20 protein-coding genes are annotated in these 18,959 nt (G+C 55.0%); 14 read left to right on the forward strand and 6 right to left on the reverse strand.

Annotation, left to right across the window (positions count from 1 at the left end):
* Positions 1–128 precede the first annotated feature (128 nt).
* The 5 genes from C8N36_RS02980 to C8N36_RS03000 are packed head-to-tail and all read left to right on the forward strand — an operon-like array spanning position 129 to position 3,196.
* The gene (locus C8N36_RS02980) at positions 129–374 is read left to right on the forward strand and encodes a hypothetical protein (protein ID WP_141467953.1); all 246 of its coding nucleotides are present in this window, start codon (positions 129–131) and stop codon (positions 372–374) included.
* Positions 374–676 (forward strand): hypothetical protein, encoded by a 303-nt coding sequence (locus tag C8N36_RS02985; RefSeq protein ID WP_097803145.1) that lies wholly within the window; start codon positions 374–376, stop codon positions 674–676. Before C8N36_RS02980 ends, C8N36_RS02985 begins: the two co-directional genes overlap by 1 nt.
* Positions 669–1,532 (forward strand): DUF2793 domain-containing protein, encoded by an 864-nt coding sequence (locus C8N36_RS02990; RefSeq protein WP_170125783.1) that lies wholly within the window; start codon positions 669–671, stop codon positions 1,530–1,532. Before C8N36_RS02985 ends, C8N36_RS02990 begins: the two co-directional genes overlap by 8 nt.
* 3 nt (positions 1,533–1,535) lie before the next feature.
* Positions 1,536–2,189 (forward strand): winged helix-turn-helix domain-containing protein, encoded by a 654-nt coding sequence (locus C8N36_RS02995; protein WP_097803147.1) that lies wholly within the window; start codon positions 1,536–1,538, stop codon positions 2,187–2,189.
* The gene (locus C8N36_RS03000; RefSeq protein ID WP_097803148.1) at positions 2,183–3,196 is read left to right on the forward strand and encodes a DUF6456 domain-containing protein; all 1,014 of its coding nucleotides are present in this window, start codon (positions 2,183–2,185) and stop codon (positions 3,194–3,196) included. The genes C8N36_RS02995 and C8N36_RS03000 overlap by 7 nt, the downstream gene beginning before the upstream one ends.
* A gap of 324 nt (positions 3,197–3,520) precedes the next feature.
* Here the strand turns inward: C8N36_RS03000 and C8N36_RS03005 are convergent, their stop codons facing one another.
* Entirely contained in the window at positions 3,521–4,237 is a 717-nt protein-coding gene (locus tag C8N36_RS03005; RefSeq protein WP_097803149.1) for an SDR family oxidoreductase, read from the reverse strand.
* Positions 4,238–4,354: 117 nt separating this feature from the next.
* On the opposite strand from C8N36_RS03005, the gene C8N36_RS03010 reads away from it, so the two are divergent.
* Positions 4,355–5,233, forward strand: a complete 879-nt coding sequence (locus C8N36_RS03010) for a LysR family transcriptional regulator (protein ID WP_097803150.1) — start codon at positions 4,355–4,357, stop codon at positions 5,231–5,233.
* A 392-nt stretch (positions 5,234–5,625) separates the two neighbouring features.
* Here C8N36_RS03010 and C8N36_RS23930 read toward each other — a convergent pair whose 3' ends face one another.
* The 4 genes from C8N36_RS23930 to C8N36_RS03035 form a co-directional block, all read right to left on the reverse strand.
* Positions 5,626–5,943: a hypothetical protein gene (locus tag C8N36_RS23930; RefSeq protein ID WP_141467955.1), complete on the reverse strand. Its 318-nt coding sequence runs from the start codon at positions 5,941–5,943 to the stop codon at positions 5,626–5,628.
* 12 nt (positions 5,944–5,955) lie between these two features.
* Positions 5,956–7,767, reverse strand: coding sequence for a TRAP transporter large permease (locus C8N36_RS03025; RefSeq protein WP_097803152.1), 1,812 nt, complete (start codon positions 7,765–7,767; stop codon positions 5,956–5,958).
* 3 nt (positions 7,768–7,770) lie between these two features.
* Entirely contained in the window at positions 7,771–8,454 is a 684-nt protein-coding gene (locus tag C8N36_RS03030; protein WP_097803153.1) for a TRAP transporter small permease, read from the reverse strand.
* Between the two features lie 70 nt (positions 8,455–8,524).
* The gene (locus C8N36_RS03035) at positions 8,525–9,526 is read right to left on the reverse strand and encodes a DctP family TRAP transporter solute-binding subunit (protein WP_097803154.1); all 1,002 of its coding nucleotides are present in this window, start codon (positions 9,524–9,526) and stop codon (positions 8,525–8,527) included.
* A gap of 180 nt (positions 9,527–9,706) precedes the next feature.
* On the opposite strand from C8N36_RS03035, the gene C8N36_RS03040 reads away from it, so the two are divergent.
* From C8N36_RS03040 to C8N36_RS03075, 8 genes are all read left to right on the forward strand, one after another.
* Positions 9,707–10,612 carry an alpha/beta fold hydrolase gene (locus C8N36_RS03040; protein WP_097803155.1) on the forward strand — a complete coding sequence of 302 codons (906 nt, stop codon included), beginning with the start codon at positions 9,707–9,709 and terminating at the stop codon, positions 10,610–10,612.
* The gene (gene leuC / locus C8N36_RS03045) at positions 10,609–12,003 is read left to right on the forward strand and encodes a 3-isopropylmalate dehydratase large subunit (protein WP_097803156.1); all 1,395 of its coding nucleotides are present in this window, start codon (positions 10,609–10,611) and stop codon (positions 12,001–12,003) included. The genes C8N36_RS03040 and leuC overlap by 4 nt, the downstream gene beginning before the upstream one ends.
* The gene (leuD, locus tag C8N36_RS03050; RefSeq protein ID WP_097803157.1) at positions 12,000–12,605 is read left to right on the forward strand and encodes a 3-isopropylmalate dehydratase small subunit; all 606 of its coding nucleotides are present in this window, start codon (positions 12,000–12,002) and stop codon (positions 12,603–12,605) included. The genes leuC and leuD overlap by 4 nt, the downstream gene beginning before the upstream one ends.
* Positions 12,606–12,615: 10 nt before the next feature.
* On the forward strand, positions 12,616–13,500 hold the full coding sequence (locus C8N36_RS03055) for a LysR family transcriptional regulator (RefSeq protein WP_097803158.1): 885 nt from the start codon (positions 12,616–12,618) through the stop codon (positions 13,498–13,500).
* 769 nt (positions 13,501–14,269) lie between these two features.
* A complete protein-coding gene (locus C8N36_RS03060) occupies positions 14,270–15,325 on the forward strand; it encodes an ABC transporter substrate-binding protein (protein WP_097803160.1) in 1,056 nt (351 codons plus the stop codon).
* A gap of 55 nt (positions 15,326–15,380) precedes the next feature.
* Positions 15,381–16,469, forward strand: coding sequence for an ABC transporter ATP-binding protein (locus C8N36_RS03065; protein WP_097803161.1), 1,089 nt, complete (start codon positions 15,381–15,383; stop codon positions 16,467–16,469).
* A complete protein-coding gene (locus tag C8N36_RS03070) occupies positions 16,466–17,368 on the forward strand; it encodes an ABC transporter permease (protein WP_097803162.1) in 903 nt (300 codons plus the stop codon). The genes C8N36_RS03065 and C8N36_RS03070 overlap by 4 nt, the downstream gene beginning before the upstream one ends.
* Before the next feature lie 10 nt (positions 17,369–17,378).
* On the forward strand, positions 17,379–18,182 hold the full coding sequence (locus tag C8N36_RS03075) for an ABC transporter permease (protein WP_097803163.1): 804 nt from the start codon (positions 17,379–17,381) through the stop codon (positions 18,180–18,182).
* 8 nt (positions 18,183–18,190) lie between these two features.
* On the opposite strand, the gene C8N36_RS03080 is transcribed toward C8N36_RS03075, so the two are convergent.
* On the reverse strand, positions 18,191–18,898 hold the full coding sequence (locus C8N36_RS03080) for an IclR family transcriptional regulator (RefSeq protein WP_097803164.1): 708 nt from the start codon (positions 18,896–18,898) through the stop codon (positions 18,191–18,193).
* Between the last annotated feature and the right edge of the window lie 61 nt (positions 18,899–18,959).

Raw genomic sequence — 18,959 nt, forward strand, 5'->3', positions numbered from 1 at the left:
GCTGGCTGTGTTGGTCGCCGCGTATTGGCTTGGATCAAACCAGGCCCAAACCAAAGCGGAATTGGGCGCGGCGACTTCCGAGCTGGAGGGCGCTCGATCCTACATCGAAACACGAAAGGAAACGGACGATGCGGCGACTGATTTGCCTGATGATCCTGACGCTGTTCGCGCCGGGCTGCGCGACCTTTCTCGGTGAGCATCCGCGCAGCGAAGGCAAGGCTGCCGCCATTTTGGACGCGGCGCAAGCGCCTGCCAAAGCCCATGCCGCCGCTCTTGCGGATGGCTCAATCGAAGATGCCCGCGCGACGGGTTTCGTTCTGATCTCAATCTTGTCGTGCAATTGGCGCGACTGCTCTTCAGGAGGGCAAAAATAATGGCTTTCAAGGGACTCATTTCCGCATTGGCCGGTGTGCCAACGTTGTTGGCCGGGCCGGTCAGTGGTCAGGTCTACTTCCAAAATCAAAGCGGGTATTCAATTCTTGTAACTGCGACGGCCGCGCCGGAAACGCCGTCCATTTCGGAGTGTTCCAGCGGCTGGAGATATGCGCCTGGGAGCGTCGAAAGCCTGGACATCAATACCTTGATGCCCGGGGTTCCAGAAGCGCAATACCTTTGGGCCTTGAGTGACCTTGGGGCCAAAATTTCTGTCCAGCATGGAGATATTGAAAATGGGTAAAACGATGTTTTCAAACGCCTATGACGGTGGTGGTTCGCTGAGCGTTGGCAAGAAAATTGGTCGCGGCAATGTCGCTGCGGCCCAAGTCGAGCGCTTGGCTCGCCAAGCCGCCGCCTCTGGGGCTGTTCTCCTCATAGATGAGGATATCACGCTGGCAGGGGACGTGGTGATCGATCGGCCTGTGCATCTGAAAATTCCGGTTGGCGTCACTGTTTCCATGGCCGACAACCCGTCTTGGACGCGCGGTGTCGCACTGGCCGATCGCAGCACATATTATTCAGGCATGTTTACGTTCAGACCGGGCTCAGAAGGTTCAGTGGTCGAAATTTGGGGTGTGCTTGATGGCAATCTGGAAAATGCCGGATTGGTCGACACCGCACCTGTTGGTGTCGGCGGCGTCCTTGCGGTTGGGCATGGTTATGATCTTGGCTATCCTGCTTTGAATTTTATTGGCAGGCCGCGTTTCGAAAATGTCGCTGCACCCGGGATATTGATCGGCACAAGCTTTTGGGGACCGGGTGAATGGAAGGGCGCGGAATTTATGGCGCCGTCTCTGCCGGTGACCTTTCATCGGGTTATTGATCGCGATCTGACCGCGCCGCCTTTGGAGACAAATGAAAGAGACGCTTACATCGTTGCGACTGGTGCAACGGGTGAATGGGCCGGTTGGGACGGGGATATTGCCTATCGATGGGAGGGGGCTTGGCAACGCCGGACACCAGTGTTCAGTGCGGGTGAGTACTGGGAAGTGATTGTCGAAGACGAGGCGCTGCGCGCTATGTGGGACGGGTCTGCCTGGGTGGATCAATACACGCGGCCGGGTTGGGATGATCCCGATCTCTTGGAGCCGGAATAAGACATGCTGTGTATTCTTGGGGGCTACAGCCCGGAAGAAGCCCGGTACCGGGCCGACATGCTGGCCAGTTGCGGGGTGGTTTCCGAGATAGGCGGGGATGTTGTGGCTGCCAGTGAGTACTCTGGCGATATCTCGGCGGACGTATTGATCCTGGCCACCAGCGCCGCCGCTGACATCGCTTTGGTCAAAGCCCAATCCAAGGGGAGGCCGGTCGTTTTGTGGGGGGCAGTCGGCCAGAATGCGCGCGAATTGCTGCTCTCCGGAGCGGATGAGGTTTTATCGCAGGCAATGTCGATCGATGAGGTCGAGGCGCGCCTGTCTCTGGTTTTGGGCAGGGCTGTCGTTGAGCCAAATGTGCGCAGCTACGCGGGGGCAGTGTTGGACACTGAAAGCAATGAGGTTTCTTTCAACGGTTTTTCGGTGCGTTTAACCCGGTTGGAGGCCGGTTTTTTGGATGCGTTGATGCATGCAAAGGGGCGGGTATTGGGCAAGCAGGAGTTGATGGACCGAGTCTATTCAAGTTTCGAGCAACCGGAAGTTAAACTGGTGGATGTCGTGATGTGTAAACTGCGCGCCAAAACCGGAAAGTTACCTTTCGAAATTGAAACGGTATGGGGGCAGGGGAATCGCCTCCGGCGTCGCGGTGCTGCATGTTGATCCCCGATTGGTTGCCTCCTGATGTCACGGCGTATTTGGAAACCGAAACCTCGGATGGCAGTATGCGATCTGTCGCTCGGACGCGCGGCGCGCAGCCATCGACAGTGATGCGGCAGGTGCGACGTGTCGCAGAATTGCGCCGTAGTGATCCCGCCGTCGAGTATGTCTTGCAACGCCTTTTGTCAGGGGGCGGATTTCCGGTGGCGTCCAAATTCTGGATAAATGCGCGCAAGGTTTTACCTCCGATGTTGAAGTCGAATGCGCGGCTGGTCTGGTCGCCAGGTATGGCCGATGCGATCCTTGCGCATTCGGTTGGTGATGAGATTGAAACACTGGGAACGGTTCAGGCGGAGGTCTGCGGAATTCTGGCGCTTGTCGGATTGACCCGCGTTCAGTCTGGTGAGGTGGGTCTGCGAAGGTACCGGATCACATCTTTCGGGCGGAAATGGTTGATGCAAGGGGGCGCTGATCATGAGCCTGAATTGCACCAGGTAGGACCGCAAGGATCTGCGGGCATTCCGCTCCGCGCTGCACAATCCATCACCCCTTTAGAAGCGCTGTTGCGCCGCAAGGTGGATGGCGAGCAATGGTTGTCACCCGATTTGGCAAAAGTGGCTAGATCGATCGGGCGCGATTGGTTTGCGGCAGGCCAAACCATAGATGGGATCGACGCGCCGTATTGCGGTCAGGCGGCACATGAGGCCCGGTTGCGTCTGCGGTTGGCCTTCCTGGATATCGGAGAGGGCGCGATGCTTGAGGTGCTAAAGGCCTATTGCATCACCGAGCAAAACATCGAGACGGTAGAGCGCCGCCTCTCGCTTCCAAGCAGATCCGGCAAGGTGCTGTTCCGCGAGGCTCTAGTTCGCGTCAAACGTATCTATGAAGCGCAAAACGCTTTGAAATCAGGCCAGCCAAACGGCAGCGCTTTTTGTGCCATACCTGAAGTTCCGGTTCCAACCCTTCCAAGTCATTCGTGCAGAGTGCAGCATTGGCCCAACTTTGGCTGAGAGGGGCGGAGAGCTGCCGTTAGCTGCACCAGCGAAATCGCCGGAGCGGACAGGTCAAAGCAGCCGTTCAAACCCATCCAGAGCTGATCCTACATGCTGCGCTCCGCACCAAGGTCAGCAGTGCGCAGTTAGTGTACTTTGCAAAGTTTGGCCCGTTTCCCTAAAGCTGGCGTTCGTACAGCATGCGGCGAAAGCCGGGTGAGAGCCCAATCTTCCGTTTGCTGCACTTTGGCTGAACGGCTGTTATGCAATGAAAAGTGGCTTTTTGCGGCAGCAACGTACGATACCCTGAGCTGCTGCCGCTGTAGTGTTCACAATCAATGATTAGACTTGTCCGGTAGGACGAACAACAATTTCGCTGACGCATACCGAGTTTGGTTGATCCAAGGCATACAGAATTGAACTTGCGATAACTTGGGGCTGCATTGGCTCATAGTCAAAGCCGGCTTGGATGACCGATAGAACGTTTTCATCGGTGATAGTGCCAAATAATTCAGTTTGGACTGTGCCTGGGGAGATGACGCTCACGCGAATGTTCTTGGCTCCAACTTCCTGTCGCAAGCTTTCGCTGAGCGCACGCACCCCAAATTTTGTCGCTGAGTATGCCCCAAATGCAGGGCCTGCTTGCAAACCAGCGATGGAGGCTACGTTGACGATATGACCATCCTCCTGTCCGAGCATGTAAGGTAGAACGGCGTCAATGCCGTACAGAACACCCTTGAGGTTGACGTCGATCATCTGGTCCCATTCGTCAACCTTGCGAGACGCAAAAAACGACAAAGGCATCACACCAGCATTGTTAATTAGAACATTTGGTTCGCCGAATGTTTGGATCGTCTTTTCGACAAGGGCCGTCATGTCCTGGCGTGACGTCACATCAGTCACATGATAGGCGGAACGTTCACCTAGATCTTGCGCCAACGCTTCAAGACGATCGACACGCCGTCCGGTAAGCATGACCTGATATCCAGCATTGATAAGCGATCTCGATGTCGCCTCTCCGATGCCACTTGTCGCACCTGTCACAATTGCAATTTTCATTTTTTATGTCCTGTTTGATTGTTGTCAGTGCATTGAACATGGGTGCGACAGGGTTTTCAAAAACAGTTATATATGCCAAATAGATTTGCACTGATGCAAAGCACCAAGAGGTGATCTATGGAAATTGAACCAAACTGGGATGATTTGCGCCTGCTACTTGCCGTGGCGCAGCGCGGTAGCTTTTTAGGTGCTGCCAAGCAGTTGAACCTCGCAGTCTCAACAGTATCAAGACGTTTGACCAAGCTAGAGGACACAATGGGCTACCCATTGCTTGAACGCGGCGTCGATGGCAGTACCCTTACGACAAAAGGTCGCGCGCTTGCAGATATATCACGCGATTTATCCCGTGATATCGAGCATGAACGAGACAAAAGCACCGGAGAATCTGGGCGTCTTTCAGGCCTCATCAGATTGACGAGTGGCGACGGATTTTTGTCATTTATACTGGACGTGATCGCCGGTTTCTCGGCAGTCCATCCTGATTGCATCATCGAGTATGCAACTGAAGCCGAGTATCGAAAAGTCGCGCGGGGGGAAGTAGATGTCGCGGTCCGCGTCGCAAATCTTGGTGAGCCTTCGCTGATCTACAAAAAAGTAGCACCTATTGCGTTTGGTATTTTTGCCACCAAAACCTATCGGGCGTCGTTGCCGCTTGATGTCAAACCACACGAAGTCGACTTTATCTCCGTGACCGGCCCACTATTGAGTGAGCCGCATATGAGAACCGCCCAGGCAGCAGGCTTTACGAAGTCGCGATTAAGAATGTCGTCCTTCAGTGGCCAGATTGCGGCGGTGGATGCAAGCCTAGGTGCAGCCGTGCTACCAAGGGTTCATGCCCAGCATCTTGATGAAATATTTCCAGAAATTGTGCTACCCAGCCTTGAAGCTTTTGTAGTGACCCGGCCATCTGCATTGCAGCAACCGCACCTGCGCGCGTTTGTGGACGCGATCTGCGAGGGCCTCAAGCCGCGTCGGACGAGCGCAGTTTTAGATTGAGCCCATTGGCTGGCTCTTCCTTCGATGTCGTCAAAATGCTCGTCTATACGTGTCTTCCATGTAGTTCGGCCGATTTTAGCATTCATAGCATTGCAAAGCTGCCCGCAGATGTGAGGAAACCGGACATTGGCGCAGCCGCAGCGAAATGGTGCTTTGTCCGCAATTTTCCCTGTTCGTGACCCGCGCGGCGAAGGTCAGCTATCGCCATGTCGCGCCAAGGTCTGTGGATCCGCTTCGGGCTGATACCGGTCCCTGGGCAACGGCGATCACGCGTAATTTCGCCGCAGACGTGCTGCTGCACTGCCGCAAGGCAGCTTCGAGCCCAATCTGACCGATGCTGCAGGGTGCACGAACGGCTGCTCAGGGCGGATTTTGTTGAAAAACTCCGAATTTCAGATGTCGCGATTTTTCGGAGAGAGGCCGTGATGCCAAAAAGTCAGATGAGATATATCATGAGGCGCAGTGAGCTGACACACGAGCGGCAGAAGCCTAAATTGGCCGACCCCCTCGCCCCAAGAAGTTGGTTGCCCTGTACGGACAATAAATTCATCAATTTCGCCAAAAACGAAGTTTTTCAACAGTATCGGCGGAGAGCTGACAATCGCGGCTGTTGCGCAATGTAAATCTAGCCACAACAGGAGCTGCCAATGGGTCAGGATTTGACGCACCTGAATTGTATAGAACGCAGAAGGCTTGCTTCGAATCTTCATCGACCAACGCGCCTAATTCGTAATGATTTCCGGCCCCATAAATGTGGTGGGCAACATGGTAGACAGCCACGGAATGTAGGTCACCATGATCAGGAACACGAAGAGCACAGCCAAGAAAGGCAGAGCCGCGCGCACGACCCGCATCATCGGCATGTTCGCGACGCCGGATGTCACGAACAGGTTCAAGCCAACTGGCGGCGTGATCATCCCGATCTCCATGTTCACCACCATGATGATGCCAAGGTGGATCGGGTCGATGCCCAGTTGAATTGCGATCGGGAACACTAGCGGCGCGACGATTACAATCAGCCCCGACGGCTCCATGAACTGTCCACCGATCAATAAGATTATGTTGACGATGATCAGAAATGTAATCGGGCCAAGACCTGCTGCCAGCATCACCTCGGTAATATGTTGCGGGATTTGTTCGTCTGTCAAAACATGTTTCAGGATCAACGCGTTTGCGATGATGAACATCAACATGATCGTCAGCTTGCCGGCCTCAAGAAGCGTGTGTTTGGTGTCACGATGAAAGACTGCTGGGATCGCGAAGATCACGTTTTCCGCGTTGGCGCGCAATAGGTTCTTGCCTCCCACCATCAAAGACTCGGCATAGCCGCCACCCGACACTTCCAACCGCTGCGCCCCGCGCACCAAGCTGAACACGAAAACCGACGGTGGCAGCAATAGGATGAACACCGCTCCGATGACCTGTACGATCACAAACAATATCGCCACGTCAGATGTAAGCACCGAATAGACTGCATAGAGCATCGGCAGCACGCCCAAGATCAGCACAGCCCCCGTTGCGACTTGCATCCCATTGCCTGCGGGCACTGCTTTGGCGATTAGCTTCGCCAAAACCAAAGCTACCACAAAGAACGTACCAGCGGCCGCAAAGGCGAACCACATCGGCGCACCCATCATGAAACAGCCAATCGCATAAAGAATGAAAGTGACTAACGTGAATCCCCAGACGCGGAGCCCCAACAAGCCTAAGTCGGCCTCTGCTTCGGGCAGCCAACTGCGTCCCTTCAATGGCCCCATGTCGCGGTAAATGAAAATTGACACGATAAAGGCATAGACAGAGGCAATCGCTGCGGCTTCGGTCGGCGTGAACACCCCCCCATAGATACCGCCCAAGATGACCACCATCAGGAACAGCCCCCAAGAGGCATCAAGAATGGTCGAGAACACTTGCTCAAATCCTTGCCATTCGCCTTTTGGCAGATTCTTGACTCGTGCGATGACATAGATAGTGACCATCAGCATGAAGCCCGCCAAAAGGCCCGGAATGACGCCCGCAAGGAACATCCGCCCCACGGACACATCTGTGGCCGAGGCATAAACGACCATCACGATGGATGGCGGGATCAATATGCCAAGCGTCCCCGCGTTACAGATGACGCCCGCTGCAAAGTCTTTGGTGTAACCGGACTTCACCATGCCTGCGATCACAATGGACCCGACAGCGACAACCGTTGCGGGAGATGAGCCAGACAGGGCTGCAAAAAGCATACACGCCAGAACGCCCGCAATCGCGAGACCGCCACGCACATGACCAATGATCGCAATCGCAAAATCAATGATACGTCGCGCGACACCGCCCGTCGACATGAACGATGACGCGAGAATGAAGAACGGGATTGCCAGAAGCGTGTAATGCCCCGCCATCGCCTGATACAGCGACTGCGCTACGGACGCGAGGGAGCTGTCAGACAGTACCAGCAAGAACAACGTTGACGACAGGCCAAGGGCCACAGCAATCGGCACACCGACCGCCAGCAAGGCAATGACCATACCAAAAAGAATTGCGACTTCCATGACTTAAGTCTCCTTGGACAAGCTTGCGCCGGCTTCTTCAACGGCGTCTTCTGCTTCGTGGCTGACAATGATTGTGTCGATCTCTCCGCGCAGAATTCGGATTAAATTTTGCACCAGACGAAACAACATCAACGCCATCGCGAACGGCAACATCGCGTAAGGAACTAAGCGTGGCAGTTTCTCGTAAGCTTCACCCATGTTGAACGTGTTTTCGAGCCAGGTTTGCGCGAACGGTATCGGTACCTGTTCGGTTTCATACCAACCTTGATCGCGGGAATCCTCAAATCCTGTGGGGAACCAGCGGCCTGACGTGGCGTCCAGCCCCGCAAACGGCGCCCAATAGTCCCAGGCGCCCTTCAGCAACAGCACGCCGTAAAGGATACACGCCAGCGTTGCCAAAATACCAAGCCCGCGACGTGTCGATTTTCCCGTCAAGTTCAGCATAGCATCCACGCCAAGGTGGCTGACCACTTTGAACCCATAAGAAATGCCAAACAGCACCAGCCATGCAAACAGGATGAGAACCAGCTCGAGCCCCCAGATCAATTGGCTGTTAAATCCATAGCGCATCACGACGTTGATAAACGTCACAAGGGTCATCAAACCGAGCAACACGGCGATGATGCTCTCTTCGATGGTGTGAACGAATGCACCGAACCGCCCTTTGGGCTGAAATCCACCTGACATTGCTATCCCTCCTCAAAATTGGATCGGCCACAACGGCAGCCGATCCGATTGTTTGTGTAAAGTCAGACCCTTACAGGGCTACGTTGATCGCTTGTGCGGCGTCGATGTTTTCTTGGCCCACGTCATCCACGAACTGCTCCCAAACGGGCTTCATAGTTTCGACCCATGCTGCACGCTGCTCTGGTGTCAACTCACGGATCACACCACCTGCGTCGATGATGGATTGCTTGGCCTCTTCATTCACCGCAAAGCTCTCTGCGTTGCGGGTTTCGGTGACTTCGCTGAGGATCGTCAAGAACTGGTCACGGACCTCTGGCTCAAGGCTGTCGAGGAAATCGACGGACGTCACAACAAGGTAGTCGATGATGCCATGGTCGGTCTGTGTGGTCCCGTCCTGAACTTCAAAGAACTTTTGACCCCAGATGTTGGACCATGTGTTTTCTTGACCATCAACGACGCCCGTTTGGAGGGCACCGTAGACCTCAGAAAAGGACATCGGCTGCGGGGATGCGCCCATGGCCTCCATCTGCGCGATCAACACGTCGGACGGCTGAACACGGAACTTCAGTCCTTCGGCGTCTGTCGGCGCCATCAGCGGGACATTGGCCGACATCTGCTTCATGCCATTGTGCCAGTATCCGAGACCTTGAAGACCGCGGCGCTGCATGGAATCGAGCATCGCTTGACCCGTGTCAGACGCTTGGAACTGATCTACGGCTTCAATATTTGCGAACATGAACGGCAAATCAAAGATACGGAACTGACGGGTGAATGCCTCGAACTTGGACAAGGATGGTGCGGCCAGTTGAACGTCGCCTTGTAGCATCGCCTCAAGCACTTGGTCATCGTTGTAAAGCGATGACTGCGGGAACACTTCCATGCACATCACACCATCCATCTCGGCGTTTACGCGTTCTTGCAACAGTGTCGCAGCGATGCCTTTGGGGTGGCGGTCGGTGTTGGTGACGTGGCTGAACTTTACGACGACTTCACCCTCATCGCAGTCCGCCATTGCGGATGTCGCGCTGATGGCCATTGTCAGGGATAGTGCAGTAGTTAGCAGAAATTTCATTGTATCCTCCTCTGAACCGGTTTGCCGGGCACCCCGATGTCTGTGGTGCGGCTTATGTCAGCAAAGACTATCGGGGTTTCACACGGGGATTAGTCGGCATAACTGATCAGTTTTTCCGATTAAAATTCGTGAACTATTCTGAAATACTGGACAAAGTGTATTTTCCCCAAGGAGTCGGAAATGTTCCAGGAATTCGTGGAAGACCATATCGAAGGCGATGGTGCGACACTGTTCGTCCGCCGCGCGGGGCCTGCAGGGGCACCACCGGTTGTCCTGCTTCATGGCTATCCACAGACATCCGCCATGTGGCACGGTGTGGCGCCAATTCTGGCACGCTCTTATCAAGTCATTTGTCCGGATTTGCGCGGGTATGGTCGGTCCGACAAGCCGGCGTCAAACGCTGCGCATGAGCCATATTCAAAACGCGCAATGGCCAATGACATCGTCGCTGTCATGCAGCGTTTGGGGCATAAAAGGTTTCTGGTTGGTGCCCATGATCGGGGTGCGCGGGTGGCGCATCGGATGGGGCTGGATCATGCCGATCGCGTAGCGGCCATGTCGTTTCTGGACATTGCACCGACCCGCGAAATGTATGCGGGAACCGGAGCCGCGTTCGCGCGTGCGTATTGGCACTGGTTCTTTCTGACCCAACCAAGCCCGTTGCCTGAACAAATGATCGGTGCAGACGCGCAAGGATTTTGGAAGCTAAAGTGTTTTAATCAGGCAGGCGGCAACAACCCGTTTTCGCCTGAGGCTTTGGCAGAGTATCTAGACGCTTTTTCCGATCCCCAAGCCATTCACGCAAGCTGCGAAGACTACCGCGCTGCCGCCAGCATCGACATTGACCATGACAACGCGGACGAGGGCAAAAAACTCGACATGCCCTTGCTGACGCTTTGGGCGAAACGAGGGGTGATTGAAAAGTGCTTTGACGCGCTTGACCTTTGGCGCAGGCGTGCCTCGCGGGTTGAGGGTGAAGCGCTCGACGCGACTCATTACATGGCCGAAGAAATCCCGGATGACATCGCCTCGCGTATGTCCGATTTCTTTGCCCAAAACCCGATCCATGCGGAGGTTGCCGAATGAGCCTGACACTCTATGACAAACTGGTCGACGCCCATAAGGTCTGCGATCTGCCCGATGGCGACATGCTGATCTATGTCGATTTTCACATCATGAATGAATACACCAGCCCGCAGGCCTTTTCGGGGCTCGACACAAAGGACCTGACGGTTTGGCGACCAGAGGCGCATTTGGCGGTCGTCGATCATGTTAACGCGACTCGAAGCAGTGAGCCGCATGATGCAGCCTCTAAGCTGCTGATCGACAATCTGGAAGCCAACTGTACCAAACAAGGCATCGCTTTTTACGGACTTGGCGATCCACGGCAGGGGATCGAGCACGTCATTGTTCCCGAACAGGGGCTTGTCGCGCCGGGTATGCTGATTGCTTGCGGCGATAGCCATACCACCACCTATGGGGCATTTGGCGCACTGGGCTTTGGGATAGGGACCTCCGAGGTCGAACATGTGCTCGCCACCCAAACCCTGCGCTACAAACGCATGAAAACCATGCGCGTCACCGTTGACGGGGACATCGCGCTTGGTGGGACCGCAAAGGACATCATCATGAAGGTCGTGCAGGTCGTCGGCGCAGGTGGGGCCAATGGATATGCTGTAGAGTTCGCGGGGTCCGCTATTAGCAATCTCGACATGGCGGGGCGCATGACCGTTTGCAATATGGCCGTGGAATTGGGCGCTCGTGCGGCCTTGATCGCTGCGGATGACGTTACCGCGGCCGCATTGCAGGGGCATCCCCACAGCGGTCAGTTCGAATTCATTGGCGAGAATTGGGCCAGCGATGAGGCTGCGGTCTTTGATAAAGAATTCACCATCACAGGTGCCGAAATCGTACCCCTGATCACATGGGGCACCAGTCCGGACCAATCGGTGCCCATCACCGCACGTGTGCCAAGCGGATCGGACTATGTGTCCCCCAAAGACAAGGCGGCGTTGGGCCGTGCGTTGCAGTATATGGGCTTGTCTGAAGGGCAATCGGCCCAGTCGATAGAAATCGACACAGCGTTCATCGGGTCCTGCACCAATTCTCGTATCGAAGACCTGCGAGAGGCCGCCAAAATACTGGAAGGCCGACATGTGGCGACAGGCGTCGAAGCCATCGTTGTGCCAGGGTCTGCCATGACGCGCCTCAAGGCCGAAGCCGAAGGCTTACGTGCCATCTTTGAGGCCGCAGGTTTTGAATGGCGACCAGAAGCAGGCTGTTCCATGTGTCTGGCGATGAACGACGACATTGCAATGGACGGCGAGCGCGTCGCCTCTTCCACCAACAGGAATTTCGAAGGCCGTCAGGGTCGCGGCGCACGCACCCATCTGATGTCACCGGCCATGGTCGCAGCGGCCGCCGTCACGGGTCATCTCGCCGATGTACGAGACTTTACACGAAAGACAAGCAAATGAAAAAGACGATCAAAGGGATCGCCGCCCCGTTGTCACTGGCCAATGTCGACACCGACGTGATTATGCCCAAACGGTTTTTGATTACGATTACCCGAGAGGGGTTGGCTGACGGAACGTTTGCCGATCTGCGATTTGACAATGAAGGGGAAGTGCGCCCAGATTTCATCCTGAACAAGCAACCTTGGACGACGGCCAATATCTTGGTTGTCGGTGATAACTTCGGCTGTGGGTCCAGCCGGGAACATGCCGTCTGGGGCATGCGTCAGCTGGGGATTGATGCCTGTATCGGCACGAGTTTTGCGGGGATATTCTACGACAATGCCCGCAAGAACGGTCTGGCATTGCCAATCGTTTCCTCTGAGACCCAGGGCGATCTCTTGCAGCTTGCCAGCGATGCAAACGGTGGCGAAATTTCGATTGATCTCGAAACACGAACGATCACGGCCGGTGACTTTAAGGCCCCGTTCGAAATGGACGACGCCACCCAAACAGCCTTGATCCGTGGTCGCGATGATACCATGGACTCGCTAGAGTATGTGGACGCGATCCGCGCATTTGAGGCTCGGTTGAGCGACACAATGCGGGTCAGCGTCATCAGATAAGGGGAACAGTTTGGACATCAGACAGCTGGAATGTTTTGTTGCCGTCGCGGAAGAACTCCACTTCCGACGCGCGGGCGAACGTTTGGGGCTCAGCCAATCTGCTTTGTCTGAACGGGTCTCTGCGTTGGAGCACGAGCTTGGCGCCCGGCTGTTTTTCAGAACAACCCGCCAAGTCAGCCTGACCCAAGCCGGATCGGAATTCGTTCAGGACGCCAAACGAATTCTAGCTGATATCGAAAAGTCGGTTTCAAACGTGCGTCACACTGCTGAGTCTGACCTACGTCATGTCCGGGTGAGTGGCGTCGATGAGGCAATCTCGATGTTGTTGCCCAAGGTTCTTATTGCCTTTCGAGAGACTGATCCAAAGGTCCATGTGCAGGTGTTAGAGATCTCATCCTCAGAGCAACATTCGCAAGAATTGATCGCCCATCGCACTGACGTGGCGTTTGTGAGGACACCTCAGGAAGATGAATTCATTACCAGCCAACTTTTGCATGGTCAGCCAATCGTCGTGGTCCTTGCCGATACCAACCCGCTTGCTGGTTCCGCTTCGCTGTCTGCATCTGATATCGCTGACCAACCGATCGTGGGGTATCCCAAGCACGCCCGCCCGATCCTGCACGAGGCGTTGTGGAGCGGTTTTCGTGAGATTGGCGCACAACCCAATATTGTTTGTGAGATCATCGATAAGTCCACTTTGCTGCAGTTCGTGGCCCAAGGCCTTGGGATTTCGTTGGTTCCGGATTGGGTCAAGAATATCGCCCCTCCTGGGGTTTCCTTCGTGCCGTTCGAACCCTGCAAAAACCAAATCGACCTCTACGTCGCGTTCCGCAAAGCAGGAAACTCTGACACAGTTAAAAGGTTCGTAGACACCGTAAAGGCAACCGCCGTCTAACGGCATGACTCCGAAGAACGCTTTGATGATGACAGCATTTCGGTCGGTGTTGCCTTAGTCGAACTTCAACGTTGCCAAGCACTGGAAGTAGCCGTGGGTTAAGCAGCCGCAAAGACCTGCACGCCCCGCATTGTGAGAGTTCGTGGTAGCCAAGTTCTTGTCGCAGTTGCGATATGTCGACAACGCGGGCTTCAACTGCGGCATCATTGCATCGCATCAATGTCCGGTTTGGGTTGATTGCAGACACTGGCACCCAGCAACCCAACGGCAGCTTTGTCCCGCTGAGTTGCCGTCCGACGCACCGAACCTCAAAAATATCCGACTGAAAGCGTCGGATGTCTCCTTCGAGCCCAAAGTGCATAATGCTGCGGTCGGGATCAACTAGCGCAAACAGTTACTAAGCTGCCATTCAAATTTGCCAACCAACGGTATGTGAATGAGAGATGGCCTTCCGTCTAATCCCCTTAATAGCCTCGCTCGGTGGCAAAGAACTTGAGGCAGGGAAAGTTCGCTTTCGATACCAGATGCCCAAGACCCAAGCGAGATGGACATTGAGCATAAAGGCGAAACACGGCGTTTTGCCCGGCTCTCCGACGCCGAATGCGGGAAGGTCGATCCTTAGATGCAAATGAACCCTTGACCATTTTCAGCATTGGCATTAGATGAAATGAAATGACGTTTTGCTCAGTGAAACGTAAAAATAAAGGGAACGGGTCGCTCATGTCGCAGACCCACAAGCCAACCAACAGTTAGGGAGGAGCCTGACACGATGAAAGATAACGTAAAATTGACGCTCACCATGGGCCTCGTAGCCGGTAGTCTGGCCATTGCTGCGCCAGCCTACGCAGAAGGCGAAGTGGTGTTTGCGTCCTGGGGTGGATCATTTCAGGATGCTTTACGCTCAGCAATGCTAGAACCTGCCGCCAGCACATTGGGCGTCACGGTCAAGGAAGACACGACAAACGGCATTCAGGACGTGCGCGCACAGATCACAGCGGGTGCTGTCGCTTGGGATGTAACAGAGCAGGACTTGCCCTCGTGCGAAACACTCAGCCGAGAAGGCAAACTTGAGCCGATTGATTATTCGATCGTTGACACAACGGGTATCCCTGAAGAGCTGATCCATGAAAACTACATCGGCTTCATCAACTTCACCAAAGTGATTGCTTATCGCACCGACGCCTTTGACGGAGCCGGACCATCCAACTGGGCCGAGTTCTGGGATCTGGAAAACTTCCCCGGCAATCGCGGCATGCACGGCAAGGTGAACTACAACCTTGAGGCTGCCTTAATGGCCGATGGTGTGCCTATGGCGGAAGTCTACGATGTGTTGGCCACGGATGAGGGCATGGCGCGCGCCTGGGCCAAACTGGGAGAAATCGCACCCGAAGTCACCGTTTGGTATCGTGGCGGTTCTCAGTCTGCACAATTGTTGCGTGATGGTGAGGTGGACGTGATCCATATGGGCCATAACCGCGTGGAGAGTGTGATCGAGTCCGGCATTGATGTCGCCTATGCATTCGATGGTGGCACGATGGATGTCGATTGCCTGCTGGTGCCCAAAGGCGCGCCAAACGTCGAGAATGCGATGCGCCTGATCAATGAATTGCTCAGTGCCGAAGCGCAGGCGCGGTTGGCGGTTACGATGCCGCTGGGCCCGGTGAACACGGGTGCATTCGACACCGGCATTATCTCGGGAGAGCAGGCTTTGTCGGTCAACACGCATCCCAGCAACTACGACAAGCAGCTTCTGGTCGACCCGAACTTTTACATCGGCCAGCTGGGTGAGTTGACTGAAGAGTTTGACACGCTGATCCAGCAGTAAACCAATTGGGCGCAGCGCAATGTGCACTGCGCCCATTTTCAAGTTAGGAGCCAGCATGTCCTCTGCCAACCAATCCCTTCCCATCGATATATCCAGCCTCAGCAAGGCCTATGGAGCGGTCAAAGCACTTGATGATGTGTCGCTGAATATTGCTGCAGGCGAATTCCTGACATTGCTTGGGCCATCGGGCTCGGGCAAAACGACACTCCTGATGGCACTGGCCGGATTTGTACGCCCTGATGGCGGGTCGATCCGGTTCGGCGATCGCGAAATGATCGCGACACCGCCGCATAAACGCGGCCTTGGCATGGTCTTTCAAAGCTATGCGTTGTTTCCATTCATGACCGTGGCTGAGAACGTCGCCTACCCACTGAAAATCCGTGGCGTTTCCAAAAGCGATCAAAAGACCCGCGCCGAGCGTGCGCTGGATACCGTACAGCTTGGCGGCTATGGGGATCGGCGCATCACCCAAATGTCTGGCGGCCAACGACAGCGCGTGGCTCTGGCCCGCGCCATGGTTTTCGAGCCGCAGATCATCCTGATGGATGAGCCTCTGTCCGCGCTCGACAAAAAACTGCGCGAACATATGCAGATTGAATTGAAGGCGCTCCATCAAAAATTGGATGCGACCGTAGTATATGTAACCCACGACCAACGCGAAGCCCTGACGATGTCAGACAGGATTGCAGTGGTCAATCATGGGCGGATCGAGCAGGTAGAGACACCTGAGCGGCTGTATCGCCAGCCTCACAGTTTCTTTGTGGCGGATTTTGTCGGTGAATCCATGTCGGCACCAGTGAAGGTGGCCAACGATCGGGCGCACCTTGGCGAAAGTGTGCTGAAATCTGATTTGCCCATTGCACAGGGAAGTGGTGGTCATCGCTTGGTTATCCGGCCTGAGTTGCTGGAGGTCACCTCAGGTGCTGTGCCTGAAACTGCCAATGATTTATCCGGCCGGGTCAACGACATCATTTATCAAGGCGACAGTGTGCTGGTTATCGTTCAGAACGACAACGCAGGTGAGATTAACGTACGCGTCCCTGCCAATCGCGCTGGCCAGACTGGGCTGCCTTCCAAGGGAGAGCAAATTGGCCTTGCCCTGCATCCCGAAGACACGATCATCGTACCGGAACATGTATCATGAGCGTCGCTGAGCTCAACGGGGCTGCTCAGACGCTTCAGAACGCAAGTACGCTCAAATCCGAAGAACGCCGTGAAAGCCTGACGTTTTTGGGGCTTTCGATGCCCGCGGTTCTCGCGATTCTAATTGTCGTGTTCCTGCCAATTTTCTGGCTGTCTTCGCTCTCGTTTTACAATGCGGCGGGCGAGCTGAGCATGGAGAACTATGCGCGTATCTTTGAAAGTGCTTTGTATCGGCGGACCTTTGTTGTCACCTTTCAGATCACCATTGCTGTGACGGTGATCTGTGTCCTTCTCGGATATCCGCTGTGTTACTGGCTGACCAAGGTACCGGACAGAACAGCTGCCATTCTGATGGTTTTCGTGCTGGTTCCATTCTGGACGTCGGTTCTGGTGCGTACATACGCCTGGCTGGTGCTGTTGCAGCGTAATGGAGTCATAAATTCGTCGCTGATGAAGCTCGGCGTAATCCAGGAACCGCTGCAGCTGGCGCACAACCTCACGGGATCAATCATTGGCATGGTGCATATCATGCTGCCGTTTCTGGTTTTGCCACTTTATGCCACGATGCGTGGCGTTGACACCGACCTCGTCCGGGCGGCCGTTGGGCTGGGGTCCAGTCCGCGTGGGGCATTCTGGCGGGTGTTTTTCCCGATGTCCCTACCGGGCCTTTTTGCCGGTATCGTGCTGGTCTTCATCCTGTCTCTTGGGTTTTTCGTCACACCTGCTTTGCTGGGCGGCGGCAAGGTGCAGATGCTTGCACAGCGGATCGAAAGTACCATCACAGTCTATTCCAATTGGGGTGCGGCATCCGCCTTGGGCGTTGTCCTGCTGCTGCTGGCACTGGCGATGATCTGGCTGATGAACCGTGTCTTCGGCCTCGACAAACTCTTCATGCGCTAAGGATCTGAACATGGAACAAGTTGGACAACGAAAAATAGATGGTCTGTGGCTGATGGTAGTTGGCATTGCGGTGCTGTTCTTTCTGATCCTACCCACGCTTATTGTTATCCCGATGTCGTTTTCGGGTGCCTCATTTCTGGAGTTCCCGCCTACGTCGTTTTCGTTTCGCTGGTACGAGACCTATTTCACTTCCCCGGAATGGATGAGCGCCACGAAGACGTCCCTAATAGCGGCGGTGTTGACCACGGCGATTGCGACGCCTTTAGGCTCACTTTGTGCCTATGGCCTGCATTGTTCCACCCCACGTATCAGGAGCACCGCGCAAATCCTCGTGATCATGCCCATTGTCGTACCGGTGATCCTGATCGCCGTAGGCGTGTTCAGCCTTTATGCAAAGCTGGGGCTCAATTACACGCTTACCGGAATTGTGATCGCCCATACCGCACTGGCGTTGCCCTTTGTGATCGTGACCGTGATGTCGGGCTTGCAAAATTATGATTTCGATCAGGAATTGGCAGCGCGTAGCCTTGGGGCATCGCGGGCATATGCGTTGTGGACGGTGACCGTTCCGCAAGTCAAATTCTCGATCCAGACAGGGGCCTTTCTGGCCTTCATCACGTCGCTAGACGAGGTGGTGATTTCGATGCTGGTCTCGGGCGGGGAAAATGCGACAATTACCCGCCGCATGTTCAACTCCCTGCGCGATCAGCTTGATCCGACCATTGCAGCAATCTCTACCTGCCTGATTGTCGTGTCGGTTGGGATGCTTATCGGCGTTCAGTTGATTGGCCGCAGCAAGAATGCTGACAAATGATGCGTTCCTTATCTTTCGCCAAACTTAACCCGGATCTGGCGGACGGCATCAAGAACTGCAGTGCGATAGCCTTCGACAACGGTTTCGCTGAAGCGAACGCGCAATCCCGACAGGCTCACAGCCCCCAGCAACTCGCCTTCAAGCCCAAGAACCGGAGCAGACAATCCAGCGACGTCCGGATCACGTTCACCAAGGCTGAGGTAATACCCAGCCTTTCGGATGTTGGTGGCCTGTTTGCCTTGCCGAATAGTATAGGCATCCAGCACCCGGCCCGACGAGCCCATGCTCAGCGGAATGATCTCGCCCTCTTCGATATGATCCCGCGCAAGCCTGTGCGAATTGAAGCGGTAGAGGCACACGCCAGAATTGCCGCGCTGCACATAAAACGAGGCGCTTTCCCCCGTTGCGTTCACCAGGTTGGCCAGCACCGGGCGCACAATAGGCCCCATGCGCAGGTTCTGACGAAATACAGACCCCAAACGCCACAAAGACGGGCCGAGGTGAAACAAGCCTTCAGCGTCTCGCGTGATATGGCCAAACTTTTCAAGCGAGACACTCAAGCGCAGGATTGTCGCTTTGTTGACACCACTGCGGTCCGCAACCTCTTTCAGAGACAGACCCGCATCGCCGGGCTCAAAGCAGTCCAGCACACGCAATGCGCGTTCAACCGCTTCGACACCACCTGTTGTGTCCGGGGTTCGGGGCTTGTCAGTCATCGGCAGACCTTTCGACGCAAATTCGTCACTTTTTATAGCTGGTTTGAACGCAATTGGAAAT

Source organism: Pelagimonas varians, assembly GCF_003208435.1.
In the GTDB taxonomy this organism is placed as follows: Bacteria; Pseudomonadota; Alphaproteobacteria; order Rhodobacterales; family Rhodobacteraceae; genus Pelagimonas; species Pelagimonas varians.